This window comes from Mucilaginibacter sp. P1_A3, assembly GCF_056406855.1.
In genome coordinates this window covers 170844-190347 of the sequence record NZ_JBFTZJ010000015.1, presented here as the reverse complement: position 1 = coordinate 190347, position 19504 = coordinate 170844, and the positions used below count along the sequence as shown (strand labels likewise).

The following is a 19504-nucleotide window of genomic DNA, read 5'->3' as shown; positions in this document are numbered from 1 at the left end:
ATCGGCCGCAAACCAACGGCAAGGTGGAACGCTTTTGGAGGACCCTTAAAGAAGACCTTATTGAAGATACCGATTTCGACAGCTTTGAAGAGCTGGAAGATGAACTCCTCAAATATCTTGTTTATTATAACTGGGAACGACCACATCAGGGCATCAATGGTAAAAAACCTATCGATATGGTCACCCTAAACAACAAATAAAAATACCTGATTCTGTTACCGAATTACTAAACCCTTACAGCAATGACGGTTTTTTTTAGTGTTTTGTCATCCTGAACATAGTGAAGGATCTATTTGCCGACATGCATAGTAAGCCTGCATAGTTGGCGAATAGATGCTTCGTTCCTCAGCATGACAAAGATGATTTAAAATACGTTTTGTCTTTTACCCCGATATATGGTTATCCCTAACCATTTTTTCCAGTGCGTCTATCCACATTGGGGCATCATTCAAACTTTCAACAAGTTGGACTCTTTCGCCGCCGAGGGCTTTAAATTCATCGCCGTATTCGGTGGTTACTTCGTAAACCGTTTCCAGGCAGTCGGCTACAAAGGCGGGGCAAAATACCAGGAGGCTTTTTTTGCCTTCTTTGGCCAATTTGGCTACAATTTCGCTGGTGTAGGGCTGTACCCATGGGTCGTTACCCAGGCGCGATTGGAAACAGATCGTATATTTTTCTTTGGGGATATTGAGCTTTTGGGCAATCAGCTGCGCGGTATGGTGCGATTGGGCCGAGTAGCAAAACTTATTAGCATCGGTAAGGGTTTGGCAGCAATCATTAACCTTAAGGCAGTGTTGGTGGGTATGATCGGCTTTAATCAACTGTCTTTGGGGTAATCCGTGAAAGCTGAACAGGATATGATCGAATTTTTCTGGATCATATTTACGCCCGTTTTCGGCAAACGTAGCGATCATCAATTCATTATCATGGAATGAATTTACAAAGGATATGGTTGGTTTGGTAGGCCATTCCATCAGCAGTTCCATCACCTTATCATATACCGAACCGGTACTGGCCGATGCATATTGCGGGAAAAGAGCTATTACCTGGATATCATCAACCAAAGCATCTTTTAACCGTTGCAGGGCCGATTCAATGCTAGGATTTTGGTAGCGCATGGCCAACTCAACTATATATTCATCACCAAGGCGCGCTGTTAATGCTTCCTGTTGTAAAATACTGTAGTGCATTAGCGGCGAACCGGTAGTATCGCTCCAGATCTTCCGGTACAATTTGGCCGACTTCGGCGCCCTGAAAGGAACAATTATGCCGCGAACCAGCAGGGTACGTAATACCGGGTTGATATCAATAACCCGCGGATCCATCAAAAACTCATTCAGGTAGGTACGCACATCGGCTGTTGAAGCACTGTTTGGGGTACCTAAATTAATTAATAAAACACCTTTTTTACCCATAACGCTTATGGCTGCAAAATTAAAATAATTTAGCCCCTTAACACCCTAAAGGTTAAATTAATTACAAAGAAGTGATGCGTTATAAAAAAAGGCGCCTGTGTATTTAAAACACCCGGCGCCTTATCGAAACCTTTATGAAAAAAGGGGGATTGTAACCCGGCTTTGCCCTGCAACGCCACCGGGTTAACGATGTAAAGATGCGGCCAGCCGCCTGTTTAATCAACGATGTATCGGTGAACCGGCACAATGTATAGATAAACCCTCCCCTTGCTTATAGCTTATGCTATTTGATGGAGAATATCTCCACCGCTATTTCACCACGCTGACTACCACCCGGAGGGCTTTTTGGTGGAGCGGGCCTGGCGCCACTTGCAGGCGGGGGACCGCCCGGGCCTCCGCCAGAGCCGCCTGCCAGGTAAATTTTATTATTAATCACAGCAGCACAGGTTCCATTACGACCCAGGTTAAGGCTCCCGGTTTGAATCCATTGATCTGGCTTTGCCAAATTAAGGTAGTAGGTTTCCTTTTGCGGGCCGTTTGGCGTGGTGGCAGTGGCGCGTTCGCCGCCTATGTAGTACAGGTTGTTATTAAGGTTTACAAGGGTGCCGCCACCTGTACCCAGGGGGAGTTTGGCGCCGAGGGTTGTCCATTTGCTGGTCTTAAAATCGTAGCAATCTACCTCCAATACCGTTTTATCAAAAAACGACATGAAATTGTTGGGGTCGTGCAAACTGGTGTTGCGGCCACCTACTGCGTATAGCTTTCCGTTAACCACCGTGGCGGTAGAGTGATCGCGAATATGTGGGGCATCGGGGAGTTTAGTCCATTTTTGCGTTGCGGGATCATACTCATCAAACATATTGGTGGTGCCGCTGGTGTGGCCATGCAAAATGCCATTCACTAAATATAGTTTGCCATTGTATGCTGCAGCGCCTGCACCGGCCCGCCTTCTGTCAGCAGGGATCTCTCCGCCTTTCTCCCAGGTATCAGTTTGGGTATTATAGCTGTAAACATTGGCCAGGGCTTCCTGTTTGGGATAGTTTCTATCAGCAAAGGCATCCAGAACATAAATTTTATCGCCATAAACTACGGGCTCAAAATGATGCATGATCACCGGGGCAACTGCTTTTTTTGACCAGCTTTTTGTAGCCAGGTTCAAAACCTCAACCGGCATGGCCGGGGCATCGCCGCCCAATAAATAAAGTTTGCCTTTTACAGCGGCAAAGCCGCATTCGCTTCGTGCTTCGGCTTTGTTGGTTGTTGTGAGCAATTGCCATGTTCCATCGCCGGGACTGGCAATGGTAAACGCGGTGGCAAATACTATCAACACTGCGCTTAAGTAACCCATTCCTTTTTTCATATCCGTTAGGTTGGTTTTAATTAGGTAATAGTTGGTTTGTTTACTAAAGTAAATTTACAACGAAATAATGCATAACGGGAAAGGTGCGGGTAAATAGCTGAATTGCGCCGGTCAGATGGCTTTTTACCTGGATTTCATCCAGTTACGAACAATATCCAGGTAGCTTTCGCTTACCGGCAGCTCAATATCGCTTAGTTTAACCTTGCGGTTTTGGATAGAGCGAATTTTGTTAACAGGCACAATATAACTGCGGTGGATGCGCTGAAATTTATCGGCAGGTAATTTCTCCAACACCTTTTTTAGGGGCATAAGGGTAAGCACCGTTTTGGCATTGGTTAAATGAATCTTGATATAATCCTCCATGCTTTCAATATATTCAATAGCACTCAGTTCGATTTTTACCATCCGGTATTCTGAGTATACATAAAGGCTTTCTTCGGTTTGTTCTGTTGCGGGTTGATTTTTGTACCGATAATAATCGATAGCTTTTTCAACAGCCTTTTCAAAGCGTTTAAAATCAATAGGCTTCAGGATGTAATCAAGGGCTTCCAGCTCAAAGCCTTCATAAGCAAAGTTTTTGTAGGCGGTGGTGAAGATCACTATAGGCTTTACTGTAAGAGAGCGAACGAGGTCGATCCCCGTAATATCGGGCATATTGATATCAATAAAGAGCAGATCTACGGGTTTGGTTTTTAAAAACTCGGCACCTGATATGGCATCATCAAACGTTTGGATAAGTTGTAACGACGGAAAACGTGATACATACCCGCTGATTAATTTTAGCGCCAGGGGCTCATCATCAATTGCAATGCATTTTAACACCATGGGTTTTAAGTTTGTAAGCTAAGCCGAACGGTATAATAACCATCCTGGTTGCTTATGTTTAATAAATGCTTGCCGGGGTATAAATGGGCCAACCGTTGTTTGGTGTTTTTGATACCTATGCCCGTACTTTGGTTTTCGTCGCGGTTGTTAAAGATCCGGTTTTTACAAAATAAAGCAATATGTTTATCATTTGTATCTACCTTAATGTTGATAACCGATTTTTCGTGATTGCTGATACCATATTTAAACACGTTTTCTACAAAGGTCATTAATACCAGCGGTGCTATTTTTTTACCGGTTGTATTACCATGTAATGAAAAATGCACTTCTGTATTTTTACCCATGCGTAATCGTTGTAATTCAATATAATCGTTAATGCAATCGAGTTCGCTTTGCAGGGGCACAAAATCCGTCGTCACATCCTCGGTTACGTAACGCATAATGTTGGATAACTTCATCACGCTCTCCGCCGCATTGTCATCCTGGGTAACAATAAGGGTATAGATGTTATTGAGTGTGTTAAACAAAAAGTGCGGGTTAATCTGCGCTTTTAAAGATGAAAGCTCGGCCGTTGTTTTGTCGGCTTCGGCACGGATAATTCGTTGCTCTGTAAGCTGCAACTGCTGTATGGTTTTAATAGCTGTGCTTATGGCCACAATCATCAGGAAAATAAACAGGCTGGCAATATCCAAAGGAGGCCCGTGGTGGTGACGTGGTTTGAATGGGCGAGGAGGCCCATCAGGACCGTTTTGGCTTAAAGGCGGCCGTAATGATTGCTGCTCTTTTGCTTGCAGGTGGCCTTCGTTGCTGCGAAGTAACCTGTCAAATGGCTTTAAATAAAAAATGGAGGTTAATAACACCAGGATTATGATGCTGTAAGTCAAATACTTTTTCTTTAAAAAAAGCTTTGGGATAAACAGGTTGGCATTAATGTAAAAAAGAAAGATATACGTAAGGCAGAACAACCAGTAATAGGGTTGCGTTAATAATAACCAGGTTGTATTATCATGCCCCCTGCCATTTAAAAATACCAGTGGCAGGGCCATAAACAACAGCCATCCCGCAATATGTATTACTATCGAGAAAGCCCTAAATCGCGACATATACAAAGTAAAAGTTTAAGTATCTGCAATAATAAAAGTATCGATAATCAGGCTATTTGTATAGACGAATTACCCGTGTATGGTTTCGCTTTTGCCGTAGTTTTGTATCACACCGGCTTCATATTCCAGGAACTCTTTCCAGCGTTTGTCAACATCTATCTCCACCGCGTATTTTTTGGCCAGGCGAATAAACATAGAATAGTGTGTGGCCTCGCTGATCATCAGTTCGTGGTAAAACGTTGACAGCTGGTTATCATTTATGTTTTCTGACAGTACCTTAAAGCGCTCGCAACTGCGGGCCTCTATCATGGCCGAAAACAATAAGCGATCAATCAGCTGCGCTTCGCGACCGCCGCCTATGATGATAAACTTACGCAATTCGTTCACGTAATTATCCTTGCGCTCTTTACCTAATACAAAACCTCGTGCTACAATAATTTCATGTACCCGTTTAAAGTGGTCCATTTCTTCCTGCACCAAAGCAATCATCTCCTGCACCAGATCAGACAAATTAGGGTTTTGAACAATCAGCGTGATACCATTGGTGGCCGCCTTTTGCTCACAATAGGCATGATCTGTTAAAAGTTCTTCAATATTGCTTTCTACCACATTTTTAACCCAAAGCGGATCTGTTGGCAGCTGTAATTTAAGTATGGTTTTCTCGCTCACAGGAACAAAGATAGTGGAATAGAACAAGGATTTTTGGACAAAGGAGCATGGATTTTTGGATGATGGAGATTTTTTGGGTGGAGGAGCAAGGATTTTCGGACGACGAGTTTTTATGATACCCAACCATTAATCTCTCTGTCCAATTCACCTTCTGTTAAAAAATCGCCATTTTTAAATTGATCCCGAGCTATTTCAATTTTTTGCATTAAAATAACAGGGGCAATAAACTCATAAGTAGAGAATTTTCGCGGCATGTCCACAAGACATTCTTTTACTTTTTCTTTATTGAGCATGGCTGAAAATCATTCTTCGGGCCGAAAGGCAGGATTATTAGATGTTGATCTGGAGTGGTGGATAGATAAAATATAGATATGGTCTTCAGATTGAATTTTGTAAATGATCCTATAATTTTGAAAAATAAGCTCTCGATAGTTTTCATTTTCTAATTCCGGAACGACGCGCCCAATAAACGGTTGAAGAATCAGCCTGTTTATAGTACCTTCAATTTTAACTTTTTCCAAATATGCGTATCTGATAGAGTCGCGTTTTATGTAGTCAATGATGTCTTTCAGATCTGACCGGGCAGTTTTAGAGATGGTTATTTTAGCCACAGATCCATTTCCTTTTTCATGTCCTCCCAGTCTATACCTTCTCCATTTTCAATTTCCTTTTCACCCGCTTCAATTTTTTGCAGCAAAATTACTTTATCTACCAAATCATCCACAGAAAATGTTTCCGGCATGTGGTCAATCAATTCCTTCACTTTGTTTTTGGTAAGCATGGCAATCTCCTTTTTATAAATATACGATTTTACTTATACAAACTCTTGCTCTCAATAAACTTCAAAACCGGATCAGGTACAAAATATTGTACATTCTTTTTTTCGGAGATGGACTTGCGGATGAATGTTGCGGATAGTTCCATGAGCGGGGTCATGGTGATGGTTACAGATGGATGATTGGCCAGCTCGGCGTTTTCGTAGCCGGGGCGGGGGTATACAAATATGCGGTAATCGCGCAGGATGAGTTTATAATTTTTCCACTTGTGCAGGGTGCCCAGGTTATCAGACCCCATAATAAGCGCAAACTCATGCTCTGGATATTTTTCTTTAAGGTGGGTTAAGGTATCAATGGTGTATGATGGCTGTGGTAACCTCAATTCTACATCGCTTACAGTTATATTGGTAGCATTATCAGTAGCCAACCGGGCCATTTCCAACCTGTCATAAGTGTTTATCAGGTCGCCATACTTTTTGAGTGGATTTTGCGGCGATACCACCAGCCAAACCTTATCTAAGGTTGTATGGTTGGCCATGTAATTGGCGATGATAAGATGCCCTATGTGTATGGGATTAAATGAACCGAACAGTAAGCCTATCTTCATTTCAGTTAGCAGTTAGCAGTTAACGGTTGGCAGTTTGCAGTTTTTGTTCAACGGGTTTCAGTTTAGCAAATATTAGTTACTGGTTACTTAGCAGCATTTTCACCTGCTCCAAACTTTTCAGGGTTATTTATCATATATTGTGTAATACGCCCTATTTCGTCTGACTGTGCAAATAAACTATCATAAGTTTCTTTTTTAATATAGTTACAGGCCAATGAAAACTCCAGCCATCCTTGTGTTTCACTATTTTCCATATCTACATCAGTTAATTTGCTTACAAAATGATTTGGAAACCTGCGCTTACGATAAGCTTCAATAGTGCAAATATTTACTGAGCGGGATGATCTGCGGATCTGATCTGTTAGTGAATATGTTTCTTCTTTTGGAAAGAGTTTTGTAATTGAAAAAATTTCCATAGCGAGGGAGAAACTCTTTTTATACAACAATAGATCTTTATAACTCCCCATTTTAAGCTGCTAACTGCAAACAGAATACTGCAAACTATCTAATAAAACTACTCACCAGCTCCTTTGCTTCTGCACAAGCCGTTTCAAGATCGTAATTTTTGAGGATAATATCAAATTGAGGGGCGTATTTTAGTTCTTTTTCGGCTTTTGCAAAGCGTTCGCGCAGTTTTTCTTCACTATCAGTGCCACGGCCGGTTAATCGCTCTATTAAAACCTCCAATGATGGGGGTTGTACAAATATTGCAAGTGCCTGCCCGTCGTATTTACGTTTAAGGTGAAGTCCGCCTTCAACGTCGATATCAAAGATTACGGTTTTGCCTTTTGCCCAGATGCGTTCAATTTCGGTACGCAGGGTGCCATAAAATGTACCGGTGTAAACTTCTTCAAATTCTACAAATTGCTTTTTTGCAATCCGGTGTGTAAACTCAGCTAAACTAATAAAATAGTAATCTTTACCATCTTCCTCATCGCCGCGTGCCTGCCGTGTAGTTGCCGAAATGGAAAATTCCAATTCAGGAATTATACTCAACAAATGATGTACAATAGTAGTTTTGCCTGCTCCGGAAGGGGCCGAAAATATGATGAGTTTACCTTCTTGGTCCATTAGTTTATTAGCTCATTAGTTCATTGGTTCGTTGATAGCGCATAGTCACCAGCTTGCTACCAATGAACTAATGAGCCAGTAAACCAATAAATTATAATACGTTTAATAGTTGTTCTTTAATTTTTTCCAGTTCTTCTTTCATGCCTACAACCAATTTCTGGATGTTGGCATCATTGGCCTTTGAGCCAAGGGTATTTATTTCGCGACCAATCTCCTGTGAAATGAAACCCAGCTTTTTGCCATTGGCATCCGCGTTTTTAAGTGTTTCAATAAAATATTCGCAATGTGTTTTTAGCCTTATTTTTTCTTCGGTAATATCCAGCTTGTCGATGTAATAAATCAGCTCCTGCTCAAAACGGTTCTGGTCAATTGCTTCGCGATTGGTTGCTTCGGCCAAAAATGAGTTCAGCCTTTCGCGGATGAGTGGCACACGTTTAGGATCTTCTAACTCAACCAACTCCAGGTTTTTGAGGATGATATTAATACGGTATTTTACATCGTTCTCCAGTACATTTCCTTCATCAGCCCTAAATTGCTGAAAAGAGGCCAGGGCCTGCTGAAATGTTTTTTCTACCTGTTTCCATTCATCTTCAGATACAGTTTCATCATCATATTTAACAACTTCGGGCAAGCCTAAAGCAAGTTGTAACAGGTTTGATGTTGGCTCGTTAAGCTCCTGGCTTACATCTTTAAGTTGTTGGTAGTAGTGTTTTAATAAAACCTTATCAATACCTGCGGCTTTAATAGAAGCATTTACCTGCTCAACATTAATGGATAGGTTTACTTTACCGCGCTCTATCAGCTTACTGCAATCGTTACGCAGCTGAAATTCTTTTTCAGAAAATATTTTGGGCAAACGGAGTGAAAGTTCAAGAAACTTGCTGTTCAGGGATTTGATCTCAACGGTATATTTTGTATTACCCGAATCAAAACTGGCAATTCCATACCCTGTCATGGATTTTATCATGCGCAAAGATAGGGTTTTAGTCGGAAAGTCTGAAAAGTCAGAAAGTCAGTAAAGATTTTGGTCCGTTTATTTGGGTAAAAGTACTACTATCATTTGGTGCTACTTTCGGACTTTCAGACTGTCCCGACTTTCCGACTTCTCCGACTTTAACACTTTTTCACAATTAGTTTAAAATACTCTGGCTATCTTTACGTTCTCATAAGTATTAATGCGCATTCGTTTTACCCTGCAGTTACTCGTTTGCTTTTGCTTTGTTTTAAATGCATCAGCACAGGAATTTACCCTTAAAGGGGTTATCTCCAAAAAAAACACGCCCGAGCGTGTTGGTCAGGTAATGATCAAAGATTTACAAACTAACACTTTAATTACCAGCGATGATCTTGGATGGTTCTCCATAAAAGTATCTGTTGGTGATACGCTGCTTTTTTCGAAAGAAAATTTCACCCCTCAAAAAATAGAGGTGCTTAATAATAGCGATATGCCTGTTTACCTGCAACCCCAGGTTGTACTAAAGGAGGTTAAAATTACAGGCCAAACCAAACGGCAGGAGCTGAATGAAATAATGGGGGATTATCGTAAACAGGGTACATTTTACAATGGTAAGCCGCCGGTAACTTCATTTATAACCAACCCTATAACGGGTATTTATGAGCTATTTGGTAAAACTCCTAACCGGGCAAGGCGTTTTGCCCAGTTTTCAAAAGGGGAATTAGAGCAGGCTGAAATAAACAGGCGATATACCGTAGCCTTTGTAAGGCAAATAACTAAATTAAAATCTGATACGCTGGCGCAGCGGTTCATGAATTATTATACGCCAACGTTTGATGACCTGAAAGGCTGGAATGATTACGACCTGATTCAACATACCCAAAAATCTTTTGAGTACTATAATAACAGCGGTGAGAAAGATAAATTAGAACTGCTTAATTCGCCAACTTTCATCAAGCCCGATTCAACTAAGCTATCCTCGCCGGGGAAACACTAATAAGTAAATTGTATTTAGATACTTAAGGCTTCGCAGGCTTTTTCGGCTGCAAGCTTTTCGGCATTCTTTTTACTGAATTCCTTGCCAGATCCCATTACGTCGCCATCAACAAGGGCCTGTACTGTAAAAAGTTTAGCGTTTTCGCCCTCCTGGTTGGTTACCAGTTCAAAAGTAATATCGCGGCCATGACGCTGGCACCATTCAATTAATTTACTTTTAAAGTTAGTTTCGGTTTGCTCCAGCTTGTGAATATCAATGTGCGATTTGATGATGTGGTTTATCAGGAAGTTTTTGGTAAAATCATACCCCTTATCCAAATAAACAGCACCAATTAAAGCTTCAAAGGCATCGCCAAGTAATGATCCCTGCCTGCTTGAATTCAGCATCCGGTTATCATACTCAATTAATTTATCAAAGCCCAGCTTGCGGCCAAGCTGGTTCAGATTGTTACGGCTCACAATTTTTGAGCGCAACTCTGTTAAAAAGCCCTCATCTTCATAAGGGTAGAGTTTAAAAAGTACTTCGGCCACAACACTGCCGAGTACTGCATCGCCCAAAAACTCCAGGCGTTCATTACTGTTTTTTACGCCTTTTTTTACGTTTTGGGCAACAGATTTGTGTCGGAATGCCAAACGGTATAATGACAAATTGCCCGGCACAAAACCGAGCAAATTATTCAAAACCTTAACGTATTTTCTATTGGGCGATATGTAAAGCTTGTAAAACCGATTGATAGGCATTAAACCACAATTAATCTTCGTATTTCTTAAATATCACAGAAGCATTATGGCCGCCGAAACCAAAACCATTGCTTTGAACTATATTAATATCCCTATGCTGTGCTTTATTGAAGGTGAAATTAATTTTAGGATCAAAAGAAGGATCATCGGTAAAATGGTTAATAGTAGGGGGTATTATACCATTCTTTAAAGCCAAAATAGAGGCAATTGCTTCAACCGCGCCGGCAGCACCAAGTAAATGGCCTGTCATTGATTTGGTTGAGCTGATATTTATACGGTAAATATCGTCGCCAAAAACATCCTGTATAGCTTTAATTTCCTGCGGATCGCCTATTGGTGTTGATGTTCCGTGAACATTCACATAGTCGATATCTGCAGGGGTAAGGTTAGCATCTTCCAGGGCTGCACGCATAACAAGTGCCGCGCCAAGCCCATCCGGGTGAGGTGCTGTCATATGATAAGCATCGGCACTCATACCGCCACCCATCATTTCGGCATAAATTTTAGCGCCACGGGCTTTTGCATGCTCCAGTTCTTCTAAAATTATGGTACCTGCGCCTTCGCCGGCTACAAAACCATCCCTGTCCAGATCAAACGGACGCGATGCCGTTGACGGGTCATCATTACGGGTTGATAATGCATGCATAGCGTTAAAACCGCCGATACCTGCTTCATTGATAATGGCTTCAGAACCTCCGCTTATAAACATATTAGCTTTACCCAAACGGATATAGTTAAAAGAATCAATAAGCGAATTGTTTGATGATGCACATGCAGAAACAGTTGAAAAATTTGGTCCGCGCAATCCGTATTTGATTGAAATATGGCCTGGGGCAATATCTGCAATCATTTTAGGGATAAAGAACGGGTTAAAACGTGGTGTTCCGTCGCCTTTGGCAAAGTTTACAACTTCATCCAAAAACGTTTTTAAACCACCGATCCCCGATCCCCAGATAACGCCTATACGGCTGGTATCTAATTTGCTAAAATCCAATCCTGCGTCTTTTACGGCCTCTTCTGTTGCGAAAAGTGCGTATTGTACAAACGGATCTAATTTACGGGCATCTTTACGACCCAAAAAACCATCCGCATCGAAGCCCTTCACTTCACATGCGAACTTAGTTTTGAAATGTGTGGTATCAAAACTTTTGATAAAGGCAGCGCCACTTACCCCATTGATCAAACCATTCCAATATTCTGAAACGGTATTACCAATTGGAGTAAGTGCTCCAAGCCCGGTTACTACAACTCTTTTGAACTCCATTTAATCCAGTTAGGGAGTCTTATTTAACGTTTTTTTCAAGGTAAGCAACAGCCTGACCTACAGTACCGATAGTTTCAGCCTGATCGTCAGGAATAGCCACGTTAAATTCTTTTTCAAACTCCATGATTAATTCCACGGTGTCTAACGAGTCGGCACCAAGGTCATTGGTGAAACTCGCTTCTGGTGTTACTTCACTTTCGTCAACACCCAGTTTTTCTACGATAATAGCTTTTACTCTTGAAGCGATATCAGACATAGTCTTTATAGTTTAATGATTAATAAAAATTCAGTGCAAAGAAAAATAAATTCTGTCAATAATCAAATCTAAAAACTTTTACAATATAATTCGATAACAAAATTTTATTCGAACGGTTTCGATTTGTATTTTTGACGGTGTAAAAGTAATGATTTTGAACAGGAAATTTTTAAAGTTTGAGATCGATTTTGATTTTGTGCTAATTGCGGTAACAACTTCATTAAAAGATTACCGCGTATGTTATCTTATCAATAAGTTTTTAAATTTTAATTTTGTGAAAACGGAGGATCTGTCTGTTGATATTCAGCAGGGGAGTGAACCTGTTTTGTTCTCAAAGTACCATTATAGCTGGGAAACCACCGAGACAGATTTTTATTTTATTGCCAATAAGGGCTCTGAGGGCTATTTAGTGCCCGAAATTAGGCGTGCTGATTATTTTTTAATGATCAGGAATTATATTGATGATAATGACCTTGACAACCTGATATCAACCCTAAATAAGATACCCGAAATTGTTGCTGCAGTAAAGATTGATCCGAAAAAAATAAAATCACGGGAAAATCTGTTATTTTAGCGCAAAATTTTAAAAGTGTTGGTATTACACCTAAATGTGAATACGTAGCCAGATTAACCAGAACAATATGAAATTATATTATAATCGTACTAAGATTGTTGCCACGATGGGCCCGGCATCAGCTAAAAAAGAAGTTTTATTAGCAATGATAAAAGCCGGCGTAAACGTTTGTCGCCTTAATTTTTCGCACGGACGCCCCGAAGACCACAAAGCTGTTATTGATACCATCAGAGAAATCAACGAGGAATATAAAACCAATGTTGGAATATTAGCTGATTTACAGGGCCCCAAAATCCGTATTGGTTTAGTAAAAGATGGCGGTATTCATTTAGTTAACGGTACGCAGATTAAAATTACTACCCAGGAATGTATTGGTAATGATGAGCAGATCTACATTACTTATGATACTTTCCCGCAGGATGTACAGGCAGACGAAATTATTTTGCTCGATGACGGTAAGCTGCAGTTAAGGGTAATTGAAACCAACAGGTTAGATACTGTTATATGCGAAGTTGTGCATGGCGGCATTTTAACATCACGTAAAGGCGTTAACCTGCCAAATACTAAGGTATCTATCCCAAGCTTAACAGAAGAGGATTTGATTAATCTGCAGTTTGCATTAAAATATGATGTGGAATGGATTGGTTTATCATTTGTACGTACCGGCCAGGATATTATTGAATTAAAAGAAATTATTGCTAAAAGCGGGAAAGCCGCAAGGGTAATAGCTAAAGTTGAAAAACCGGAAGCTATTGATAACATTGATGAAATTATTGCCGCTACAGATGGCGTAATGGTAGCCCGTGGCGATCTTGGAGTTGAAATGCCTTTGGAAGAAGTGCCATTGCTGCAGAAGATGATAGCCCGCAAATGCCGCGCTGCATCAAAACCGGTAATTGTTGCAACCCAGATGCTGGAGTCAATGATTACTACCCCGCGCCCAACCCGTGCCGAGGTTAATGACGTTGCCAACTCTGTATTGGATGGCGCCGATGCTGTGATGCTAAGCGGTGAAACATCTGTTGGTGAGTTCCCGGTGATAGTTATTGAAACTATGGCCAAAATTGTACGCAACGTTGAAGAGTTAGGTTATAACTTTAATTCATCTAAAGAAGTAAACTCTGATCCTGCATCGCCAGATTACCTGAGCAATACAGTTTGTGAGTCGGCAGTTCACCTTGCACAAAACAGCAATGCGGTAGGTATTGTATCTATGACAACTTCTGGTTACACCGCGTTCCAGATCTCGAGCCACAGGCCTAAAGCAAGTACTTACATATTTACAGCCAACAAGCAATTACTAAACGCGCTTAGCCTTGTTTGGGGAGTACGTTCTTTTTACTACGATAGATTGAATAGTACCGACGAAACAATCAGCGATGTAAATAACATACTGAAAGCAGCAGACTTAATTAAATCAGGTGATGTAGTGATAAATACAGCTGCAACGCCAATTATTAAACAAGGTAAAACTAATATGCTTAAAGTAAGCGTTATTGAATAATTATAAAATTTTAGCTTAATGTAAAAGCGGGTTGTGCAAATGCATAACCCGCTTTTTATTTTGATGGCAGCCAGCTAATTAGCCTATAAAAAACTGCTGGCTAACAATTTTTCCGTTTTCAACTTTATAAACACAAACCTCTTCAACTAATTTATTTTCCTGTCCCTTAAGTGTGAAACTCATAGAAAAAATTAAACTGAAGTAGCTTCCTGCAAAAATCGCTTCGGATACTTTGATATCATGGATTTCTACTTTTGCAAGAAATTGATTTTCATATTCAATCAGCTTATGAAGACCAACTATTGGCTCGTTTTTATTATTCGGATCAATGCTTACTGCATTGTCAGCAAATAATTCGGTATATGCTTCAACAAATTTAAGCTCGTTACATAATGAAGCTAAGCGATTGGCAATTTCTGGTATCGTGTTCATTTTTTTTGAAAGTTTGTGTTATAATACTAATCAACGGTAATACTATATGAATGTTTACAACCTGCAATATATAAAGGCAAAGAATGATATAGAAATGATATAACACGTAACGGGGGGCTAAAACAAAAAAACAGCGATGAGTAATCCCCATCGCTGTTTTTGATATAGTTAATATCTATTTCTTATTCGTTTTCAATAGCCGAAAATACTTCCAGCAGAATATTCCACTTTTTTGACTGAGCATCAATTTCCCAGATGCGTACATAGTTGTAGTTACCCACTACATTGCCTTTGGTAATACGTGCATGACCATAGCTGTAAGCCAGATCATTACTCACAGAACGACCGGCATCAGTGGTTTCGGCAGATATGGTGATGGCCTGGTTATTGATAAATTTCATGATCACATCGGGCCCGGTCATTGGTTCAAACCCGGGGAAGTAGTAACGCCCCTCCGGACTTAAAAACTCCTTGTAACTGGCCAATGCAGATATGGTTAACGAGTGGTTGAATATTTTATCGGTGTTTACAATAACACTTTTAGCTGTAAAGGGATCCTTGCTCGGCGCAGATTTTATGGTAGCATCGGGCTCTTTAAAATCAGTTACCGCTTGTTCTTCCGGTTCGGGGTGTTGTATGCCCAGGTCAATCAGCAGCTTTAATTTATTATTGTCGTCAGCATCAATCCGCCAGATAGAAACATAATCGCCGTAAACTTTGTCATCCTCCGTTTTGCCATTTTGGTAAACATAGGGACCGGCAGTAAAGGCAAGATCGCCATTGGCAGATATGCGGGCAAATTTTGGCTGCCAGCTTAGCTTGCCGGCTTGCTTATCAATTTTATTATAAAAATCGGTTATTTTAACGGCATCGGGTTTAAATACAATACCATCTGGAGCTGCAACGGCTAAAAAGCCATCTTTTATACCTTTACGTTCAACTAATTTATTGAAAGCCTCTTCGGCTGAAACAACTTTACTTACTTTAACCGGTGCTGTTTGCGCTAAGGCAAAAATGCCATAACTCATAAATGTGGCGGCTAATAATATTTTCTTCATATTTTAATAAGATATTGGGAGGAGCAATTTAATGATAAATTTTAAGTTGGTTAGGCAATTGCAAATCGCGCTAAATATGGATAGTTTTATGCAATTGCATGTAACCTGTAAACGGAAACCATCATATTAAATTGTGGAGGGGCTATGTTTAACCTATAAAAATTGCTGCTCAATGTGTTCATTTGTTGTATAGTTTCATAGTAGCTTTGGTACTTAAAAAGCCTTTTGCTACTAATTAAGAATATTTAACCCAATAATATGCATAATGTTTTGTTTAAAAACCTTGTTATGCTTTTAGTGTATAAAATTACGTTATTATGAAAATATCTTTTTTTGGTTTTTGCATAGCTGGCTTGCTGGTAAATTGTTTTAGTGCAAAAGCACAAACGCAAATGCTAAATGATAACCAGGGCAAGCCTGTTATGGAGCAAAATTATATTGATGTTGAAGGCAGCCCATATCTTGTGCCAAACTGGTTTCCGGGTAAAGTTAACCTGGTTAGCGGTAAAACGATGCTGGCAAAACTTAAATATGATTTGATAAAAGATGAACTTTTATTTCAAAGCCCGCGGGATTCATTGGCCCTGGCTTTTGTTGAACCTGTAAGAGGCTTTAGCTTTGATACCTTTGGAATACCAGAGAGCAATCTTTTACCCCTGGTATTCAGCAGTGGCTACCCGGCTGTTGATGAACAAACACCTGCGTCGTTTTACCAGGTAATTGCCGATGGCAAAGTCAAAGTTTTAAAGCGCTATAAAAAGATAATTCACTCAGATCAGGTTTTTAACTCAGCAACCGTAACCAAAACTTTTGCGTTAAAGGATGTTGTTTATTATTTGTTGATAAATGATAAGATCGCCAGGATAAAACCCGGCTCAAAAGCGATCCTTACTGCTCTAAATGATAAAGCGGAGAAGATGCAAGCCTATATTAAAAATGCCAAGGTTGATTATAAAAGCGATACTGATCTGGCTAAGCTGTTTAATTATTATAACTCGCTGTAAGGTAAGATGCACGAAGAAAGAAAAAGCAGCCAGGGTTATTTAATATGCCGGCATATCAAAGGGCACATCATCCGGGAGTAATTTATGTACTATACTTATAATTAGTATATTGCTGCCAAGTCAATCTTAATTTCTTTTACCTTATCATAATGATCTTGAAAAAGTACTTACTCTACCTGCTTTTTTTAGCTGCTGTAACATCGTCCTGCAAAAAAAACTCAAGCCCAACTCCCGTCAATAATGTGGATACTGCCGGCTTAAATGTGTACATAGCAGGTTCTACAATTGCAGCCAATGGTTATGTTGTGGCGACTTATTGGAAAAATGGGGTAGCAACAGTGCTTCCAAATGCAAATCCATCCCAGGTTTATGCTATTGCGGTACAAGGAACTGATGTGTATGCAGCGGGATATTATTATTCAAATAATGCTCCTGTTGCCGTTTATTGGAAAAACGGCATTTCTGTTGAAATTGCTATCAAACCGTCAAAAACATATGCGAATGCAATTGCGGTAAATGGCTCAGATGTATATTTGGCCGGTAGCACGCTCAATGAAAAGACCGGCAGACAAGAGGCAACTTATTGGAAAAACGGAATGACCACAAAGCTTCAGGATCAATCTTTAGGTTCAAATGCTTTTGGAATTGCGCTAAAGGGAAATGATGTATATATAGCTGGCTATATAGATTTACCAGGAATGGCAAGTAGGGCTGCCTACTGGAAAAATGGAGTTCCTGTCATACTTCCGCAAGGAGATGCACTATGGTCTTCTGCCTACGGGATCGCGATAAAAACAACGACATTTACATAATAGGAAATGCAACATCGCATTCCGGAGAAAAGAACGGGGCCAAATATTGGAAAAATGAAGTAATTAATTCTCTCGCAGACACCCTTCAAGGCTCAGGGCCCTTGGGGCTCGCTTTTCATGCGGATGATATTTTTATAGCGGGATACAAACAAATATCCACGGACGTATTTGCCCCAACATATTGGCAAAATGGTGTAGCCAAGACACTAAATTACCCTCTTCCGTACGGAAGCGCTTCAATGGCGACAGGCCTCGCATTTAAAGGGGATGACTTATATGTAATTGGAAATGCTTTGAGTGGAACCGCTGCTTATTGGAAAAATGGCACACCTACACAACTTAAGGGAAATGGAGATAAGGGAGCTTTCGCGCTTGGTATAACCATTAAATAACCTATTATTTGTTAAAGTCTTCCTGCTGTCTTATCTATCTTCTAACCTCTTAACCCAATTCTACGCCCTCGTATCATTCCCGTTATAGATGCTCAGATAACTTTCATAGCGCGATAGTTCAATCTCACCTTCTTCCAACGCCTCCAGCACAGCGCAGCCGGGCTCGTTAATATGCCGGCAGTTATTAAAGCGGCATTGATTCATGCGGGAGCGCATCTCAGGGAAAAAGTGGCTTAGTTCCTGTTTTTCTATGTCGATAACACCCAGTTCGCGAATGCCGGGAGTATCTATAATGAATCCGCCTTGTGGCAGTTCAAACATTTCGGCAAAGGTAGTGGTGTGCATTCCCTTATCGCTCCACTCAGATACCATATTGGTACGCAGGTCGAGACTGGGCAGCAAGGCGTTGATCAGGCTTGATTTTCCTACACCCGAGTGGCCGGAGAACAAGGTCACTTTATCCTTTAACAACTCCTGTACCTGATCAATATTGGTGCCTTCTATGGCCGATACCTCAAAGCATGGGTAACCAATTTTTTCATATACAGCTTTATAGTCGGCCAGTATTTCCAGTCCTTCATCACTAAACAGGTCGAGTTTGTTGAAAATCAATCTTGCAGGAATGTCATAGGCTTCGGCTGTTACCAAAAAGCGATCAATAAACCCTAAAGAAGTACGTGGCGAGGCCAGGGTTACTACCAGCAAAGCCTGATCAAGATTGGCGGCAATGATCTGCGCCTGCTTGCTCAGGTTAATGGCCTTGCGGATAATGTAGTTTTTACGCTGATGCAGTTTGGTGATCACGCCGCTTTGCTGCTCGGGCTCCATTTCAAACTCCACTACATCGCCTACAGCTACTGGGTTGGTGGTGGTGATGCCGTGCATCCTGAACTTTCCTTTTATCCGGCAATCAATCCTTTCCCCGTCGGGTGTTTGCACCTGGTACCAGCTTCCGGTCGATTTTATAAGTAATCCCTGCATATCAGCCTCAAAAGTAACAAATACATCGCTTTAATTTGTCATTGCTTTATTTAGCGCCGCAATGCTTGCCTGTACAGCGCTATTCATCGCTGCAAGATATTTTCTGATCATACCGCGATTGATGTTCATAGAAGTAATTAAACCAATATGCTTTTGCTTATACAGTTTGATCAGGTAATCTGGATCATTTTGGTAACCTATAGCATTAACAACACCATTTTTGGGCCTGAAATGAATATTGAACATTTTGTATGTGTAGCCATTATTTCTGCAATTTATTTGCACAGAAACAACCGCGTAAAACGGAATGCTTATTAACCCCGGCGTAACATTGTACAATAAAATGCCCTGGGCCACAACACTGCCTTTAATATTTTTGCCCTGTATGGTATCGGGCTGGTGATCTGCATAATAGCTGTTGAACCATTTTTTGGCCATACTATCTAACATGATACTATCGCGACCCTGTACAATAATACTATCAGTATAAACCAGCTTGTTGTTAATTGTAGGCAGCTTGTAAATCAGGCTGTCATTTCCCTGTTGAGCAAAGCCCGGTGCAGTTATCAGCAATAGCAATATAACCAGTAAAAGTTTATTCATCATTTTGGGTAATTATAGTTAAAATCATATAGATCAGTACTTGTTTTTTATAAAAAGCAAAATAATGCTTGCTAATTAGAAAACATCTATTAACTTTGTCGACATT

The 19504-nt window shown here is 40.6% G+C and carries 26 protein-coding genes; 7 read left to right on the top strand and 19 right to left on the bottom strand.

The features are described from left to right. Positions 1 to 200: integrase core domain-containing protein (locus tag AC1D0K_RS27640; protein WP_477463119.1), on the top strand; the 200-nt coding region annotated here is incomplete at its 5' end. Positions 201 to 383: 183 nt separating this feature from the next. On the opposite strand, the gene hemH is transcribed toward AC1D0K_RS27640, so the two are convergent. The 12 genes from hemH to AC1D0K_RS27580 all read right to left on the bottom strand — a co-directional run bounded on the left by hemH (position 384) and on the right by AC1D0K_RS27580 (position 8793). Next, positions 384 to 1415 (bottom strand): ferrochelatase, encoded by a 1032-nt coding sequence (gene hemH, locus AC1D0K_RS27635; protein ID WP_477399815.1) that lies wholly within the window; start codon positions 1413 to 1415, stop codon positions 384 to 386. A 283-nt stretch (positions 1416 to 1698) separates the two neighbouring features. After that, a complete protein-coding gene (locus tag AC1D0K_RS27630) occupies positions 1699 to 2775 on the bottom strand; it encodes a Kelch repeat-containing protein (protein ID WP_477399817.1) in 1077 nt (358 codons plus the stop codon). A 123-nt stretch (positions 2776 to 2898) separates the two neighbouring features. After that, positions 2899 to 3600 (bottom strand): LytR/AlgR family response regulator transcription factor, encoded by a 702-nt coding sequence (locus tag AC1D0K_RS27625; RefSeq protein ID WP_477441377.1) that lies wholly within the window; start codon positions 3598 to 3600, stop codon positions 2899 to 2901. A gap of 5 nt (positions 3601 to 3605) precedes the next feature. Next, complete coding sequence (locus AC1D0K_RS27620) at positions 3606 to 4703, bottom strand: sensor histidine kinase (RefSeq protein WP_477400003.1); 1098 nt, start codon at positions 4701 to 4703, stop codon at positions 3606 to 3608. A 69-nt stretch (positions 4704 to 4772) separates the two neighbouring features. Next, the gene (locus AC1D0K_RS27615) at positions 4773 to 5372 is read right to left on the bottom strand and encodes a MiaE family protein (RefSeq protein WP_295711595.1); all 600 of its coding nucleotides are present in this window, start codon (positions 5370 to 5372) and stop codon (positions 4773 to 4775) included. 110 nt (positions 5373 to 5482) lie between these two features. Continuing rightward, the gene (locus AC1D0K_RS27610; protein ID WP_477463126.1) at positions 5483 to 5665 is read right to left on the bottom strand and encodes a hypothetical protein; all 183 of its coding nucleotides are present in this window, start codon (positions 5663 to 5665) and stop codon (positions 5483 to 5485) included. 9 nt (positions 5666 to 5674) lie between these two features. Next, the gene (locus tag AC1D0K_RS27605; protein WP_477397751.1) at positions 5675 to 5983 is read right to left on the bottom strand and encodes a type II toxin-antitoxin system RelE/ParE family toxin; all 309 of its coding nucleotides are present in this window, start codon (positions 5981 to 5983) and stop codon (positions 5675 to 5677) included. Then, on the bottom strand, positions 5971 to 6153 hold the full coding sequence (locus tag AC1D0K_RS27600) for a hypothetical protein (protein WP_477397753.1): 183 nt from the start codon (positions 6151 to 6153) through the stop codon (positions 5971 to 5973). The genes AC1D0K_RS27605 and AC1D0K_RS27600 overlap by 13 nt, the downstream gene beginning before the upstream one ends. A 29-nt stretch (positions 6154 to 6182) precedes the next feature. Beyond that, entirely contained in the window at positions 6183 to 6755 is a 573-nt protein-coding gene (nadD, locus tag AC1D0K_RS27595; RefSeq protein WP_295711600.1) for a nicotinate (nicotinamide) nucleotide adenylyltransferase, read from the bottom strand. 83 nt (positions 6756 to 6838) lie between these two features. Next, complete coding sequence (locus AC1D0K_RS27590) at positions 6839 to 7222, bottom strand: four helix bundle protein (protein ID WP_477397755.1); 384 nt, start codon at positions 7220 to 7222, stop codon at positions 6839 to 6841. Positions 7223 to 7256: 34 nt separating this feature from the next. After that, positions 7257 to 7826: a guanylate kinase gene (gene gmk, locus AC1D0K_RS27585; protein WP_295711603.1), complete on the bottom strand. Its 570-nt coding sequence runs from the start codon at positions 7824 to 7826 to the stop codon at positions 7257 to 7259. A 91-nt stretch (positions 7827 to 7917) separates the two neighbouring features. Beyond that, on the bottom strand, positions 7918 to 8793 hold the full coding sequence (locus AC1D0K_RS27580) for a YicC/YloC family endoribonuclease (protein ID WP_295711605.1): 876 nt from the start codon (positions 8791 to 8793) through the stop codon (positions 7918 to 7920). 208 nt (positions 8794 to 9001) lie between these two features. On the opposite strand from AC1D0K_RS27580, the gene AC1D0K_RS27575 reads away from it, so the two are divergent. Further along, the gene (locus AC1D0K_RS27575; RefSeq protein ID WP_295711607.1) at positions 9002 to 9778 is read left to right on the top strand and encodes a hypothetical protein; all 777 of its coding nucleotides are present in this window, start codon (positions 9002 to 9004) and stop codon (positions 9776 to 9778) included. 14 nt (positions 9779 to 9792) lie between these two features. On the opposite strand, the gene rnc is transcribed toward AC1D0K_RS27575, so the two are convergent. From rnc to AC1D0K_RS27560, 3 genes are read right to left on the bottom strand one after another with little or no spacing between them, the layout of a single operon-like run. Next, positions 9793 to 10518, bottom strand: a complete 726-nt coding sequence (rnc, locus tag AC1D0K_RS27570) for a ribonuclease III (RefSeq protein WP_295711609.1) — start codon at positions 10516 to 10518, stop codon at positions 9793 to 9795. A 10-nt stretch (positions 10519 to 10528) separates the two neighbouring features. Further along, positions 10529 to 11782: a beta-ketoacyl-ACP synthase II gene (fabF, locus tag AC1D0K_RS27565; RefSeq protein ID WP_295711611.1), complete on the bottom strand. Its 1254-nt coding sequence runs from the start codon at positions 11780 to 11782 to the stop codon at positions 10529 to 10531. A gap of 19 nt (positions 11783 to 11801) precedes the next feature. After that, positions 11802 to 12038 (bottom strand): acyl carrier protein, encoded by a 237-nt coding sequence (locus AC1D0K_RS27560; protein WP_031266521.1) that lies wholly within the window; start codon positions 12036 to 12038, stop codon positions 11802 to 11804. A 154-nt stretch (positions 12039 to 12192) separates the two neighbouring features. Between AC1D0K_RS27560 and AC1D0K_RS27555 the strand changes: the two genes are divergently transcribed. Both AC1D0K_RS27555 and pyk read left to right on the top strand, forming a co-directional pair. Then, positions 12193 to 12612: an IPExxxVDY family protein gene (locus AC1D0K_RS27555; RefSeq protein WP_477441372.1), complete on the top strand. Its 420-nt coding sequence runs from the start codon at positions 12193 to 12195 to the stop codon at positions 12610 to 12612. A 67-nt stretch (positions 12613 to 12679) separates the two neighbouring features. Next, positions 12680 to 14116 (top strand): pyruvate kinase, encoded by a 1437-nt coding sequence (gene pyk, locus AC1D0K_RS27550; protein WP_295711614.1) that lies wholly within the window; start codon positions 12680 to 12682, stop codon positions 14114 to 14116. 78 nt (positions 14117 to 14194) lie between these two features. Here pyk and AC1D0K_RS27545 read toward each other — a convergent pair whose 3' ends face one another. Together AC1D0K_RS27545 and AC1D0K_RS27540 are read right to left on the bottom strand one after the other, a co-directional pair. After that, complete coding sequence (locus AC1D0K_RS27545; protein WP_477397760.1) at positions 14195 to 14548, bottom strand: SnoaL-like domain-containing protein; 354 nt, start codon at positions 14546 to 14548, stop codon at positions 14195 to 14197. 182 nt (positions 14549 to 14730) lie between these two features. Continuing rightward, a complete protein-coding gene (locus AC1D0K_RS27540) occupies positions 14731 to 15606 on the bottom strand; it encodes a Cif family virulence factor (RefSeq protein WP_295711616.1) in 876 nt (291 codons plus the stop codon). Positions 15607 to 15923: 317 nt separating this feature from the next. Here AC1D0K_RS27540 and AC1D0K_RS27535 point away from each other — a divergent pair, with 317 nt between their 5' ends. The 3 genes from AC1D0K_RS27535 to AC1D0K_RS27525 all read left to right on the top strand — a co-directional run bounded on the left by AC1D0K_RS27535 (position 15924) and on the right by AC1D0K_RS27525 (position 17814). Beyond that, positions 15924 to 16610 (top strand): hypothetical protein, encoded by a 687-nt coding sequence (locus AC1D0K_RS27535; RefSeq protein ID WP_477397762.1) that lies wholly within the window; start codon positions 15924 to 15926, stop codon positions 16608 to 16610. Positions 16611 to 16765: 155 nt separating this feature from the next. After that, positions 16766 to 17422: a hypothetical protein gene (locus AC1D0K_RS27530; RefSeq protein ID WP_477397764.1), complete on the top strand. Its 657-nt coding sequence runs from the start codon at positions 16766 to 16768 to the stop codon at positions 17420 to 17422. Next, positions 17374 to 17814, top strand: coding sequence for a hypothetical protein (locus tag AC1D0K_RS27525; protein ID WP_477463125.1), 441 nt, complete (start codon positions 17374 to 17376; stop codon positions 17812 to 17814). The genes AC1D0K_RS27530 and AC1D0K_RS27525 overlap by 49 nt, the downstream gene beginning before the upstream one ends. A gap of 60 nt (positions 17815 to 17874) precedes the next feature. Here AC1D0K_RS27525 and rsgA read toward each other — a convergent pair whose 3' ends face one another. Beyond that, a complete protein-coding gene (gene rsgA / locus AC1D0K_RS27520; protein WP_477397766.1) occupies positions 17875 to 18795 on the bottom strand; it encodes a ribosome small subunit-dependent GTPase A in 921 nt (306 codons plus the stop codon). Between the two features lie 30 nt (positions 18796 to 18825). Further along, positions 18826 to 19401 (bottom strand): hypothetical protein, encoded by a 576-nt coding sequence (locus tag AC1D0K_RS27515; protein WP_477397768.1) that lies wholly within the window; start codon positions 19399 to 19401, stop codon positions 18826 to 18828. Positions 19402 to 19504 lie beyond the last annotated feature (103 nt).

Coding starts and splice junctions, on each gene's coding strand:
- AC1D0K_RS27620 (WP_477400003.1), bottom strand. CDS start 4,703: ATGTCGCGATTTAGGGCTTTCTCGATAGTAATACATATTGCGGGATGG.
- AC1D0K_RS27540 (WP_295711616.1), bottom strand. CDS start 15,606: ATGAAGAAAATATTATTAGCCGCCACATTTATGAGTTATGGCATTTTT.
- AC1D0K_RS27560 (WP_031266521.1), bottom strand. CDS start 12,038: ATGTCTGATATCGCTTCAAGAGTAAAAGCTATTATCGTAGAAAAACTG.
- hemH (WP_477399815.1), bottom strand. CDS start 1,415: ATGGGTAAAAAAGGTGTTTTATTAATTAATTTAGGTACCCCAAACAGT.
- AC1D0K_RS27525 (WP_477463125.1), top strand. CDS start 17,374: ATGGTCTTCTGCCTACGGGATCGCGATAAAAACAACGACATTTACATA.
- AC1D0K_RS27535 (WP_477397762.1), top strand. CDS start 15,924: ATGAAAATATCTTTTTTTGGTTTTTGCATAGCTGGCTTGCTGGTAAAT.
- AC1D0K_RS27515 (WP_477397768.1), bottom strand. CDS start 19,401: ATGATGAATAAACTTTTACTGGTTATATTGCTATTGCTGATAACTGCA.
- rnc (WP_295711609.1), bottom strand. CDS start 10,518: ATGCCTATCAATCGGTTTTACAAGCTTTACATATCGCCCAATAGAAAA.
- gmk (WP_295711603.1), bottom strand. CDS start 7,826: ATGGACCAAGAAGGTAAACTCATCATATTTTCGGCCCCTTCCGGAGCA.
- AC1D0K_RS27580 (WP_295711605.1), bottom strand. CDS start 8,793: ATGATAAAATCCATGACAGGGTATGGAATTGCCAGTTTTGATTCGGGT.
- AC1D0K_RS27590 (WP_477397755.1), bottom strand. CDS start 7,222: ATGGGGAGTTATAAAGATCTATTGTTGTATAAAAAGAGTTTCTCCCTC.
- rsgA (WP_477397766.1), bottom strand. CDS start 18,795: ATGCAGGGATTACTTATAAAATCGACCGGAAGCTGGTACCAGGTGCAA.
- AC1D0K_RS27600 (WP_477397753.1), bottom strand. CDS start 6,153: ATGCTTACCAAAAACAAAGTGAAGGAATTGATTGACCACATGCCGGAA.
- AC1D0K_RS27610 (WP_477463126.1), bottom strand. CDS start 5,665: ATGCTCAATAAAGAAAAAGTAAAAGAATGTCTTGTGGACATGCCGCGA.
- nadD (WP_295711600.1), bottom strand. CDS start 6,755: ATGAAGATAGGCTTACTGTTCGGTTCATTTAATCCCATACACATAGGG.
- pyk (WP_295711614.1), top strand. CDS start 12,680: ATGAAATTATATTATAATCGTACTAAGATTGTTGCCACGATGGGCCCG.
- AC1D0K_RS27545 (WP_477397760.1), bottom strand. CDS start 14,548: ATGAACACGATACCAGAAATTGCCAATCGCTTAGCTTCATTATGTAAC.
- fabF (WP_295711611.1), bottom strand. CDS start 11,782: ATGGAGTTCAAAAGAGTTGTAGTAACCGGGCTTGGAGCACTTACTCCA.
- AC1D0K_RS27625 (WP_477441377.1), bottom strand. CDS start 3,600: ATGGTGTTAAAATGCATTGCAATTGATGATGAGCCCCTGGCGCTAAAA.
- AC1D0K_RS27575 (WP_295711607.1), top strand. CDS start 9,002: ATGCGCATTCGTTTTACCCTGCAGTTACTCGTTTGCTTTTGCTTTGTT.
- AC1D0K_RS27630 (WP_477399817.1), bottom strand. CDS start 2,775: ATGAAAAAAGGAATGGGTTACTTAAGCGCAGTGTTGATAGTATTTGCC.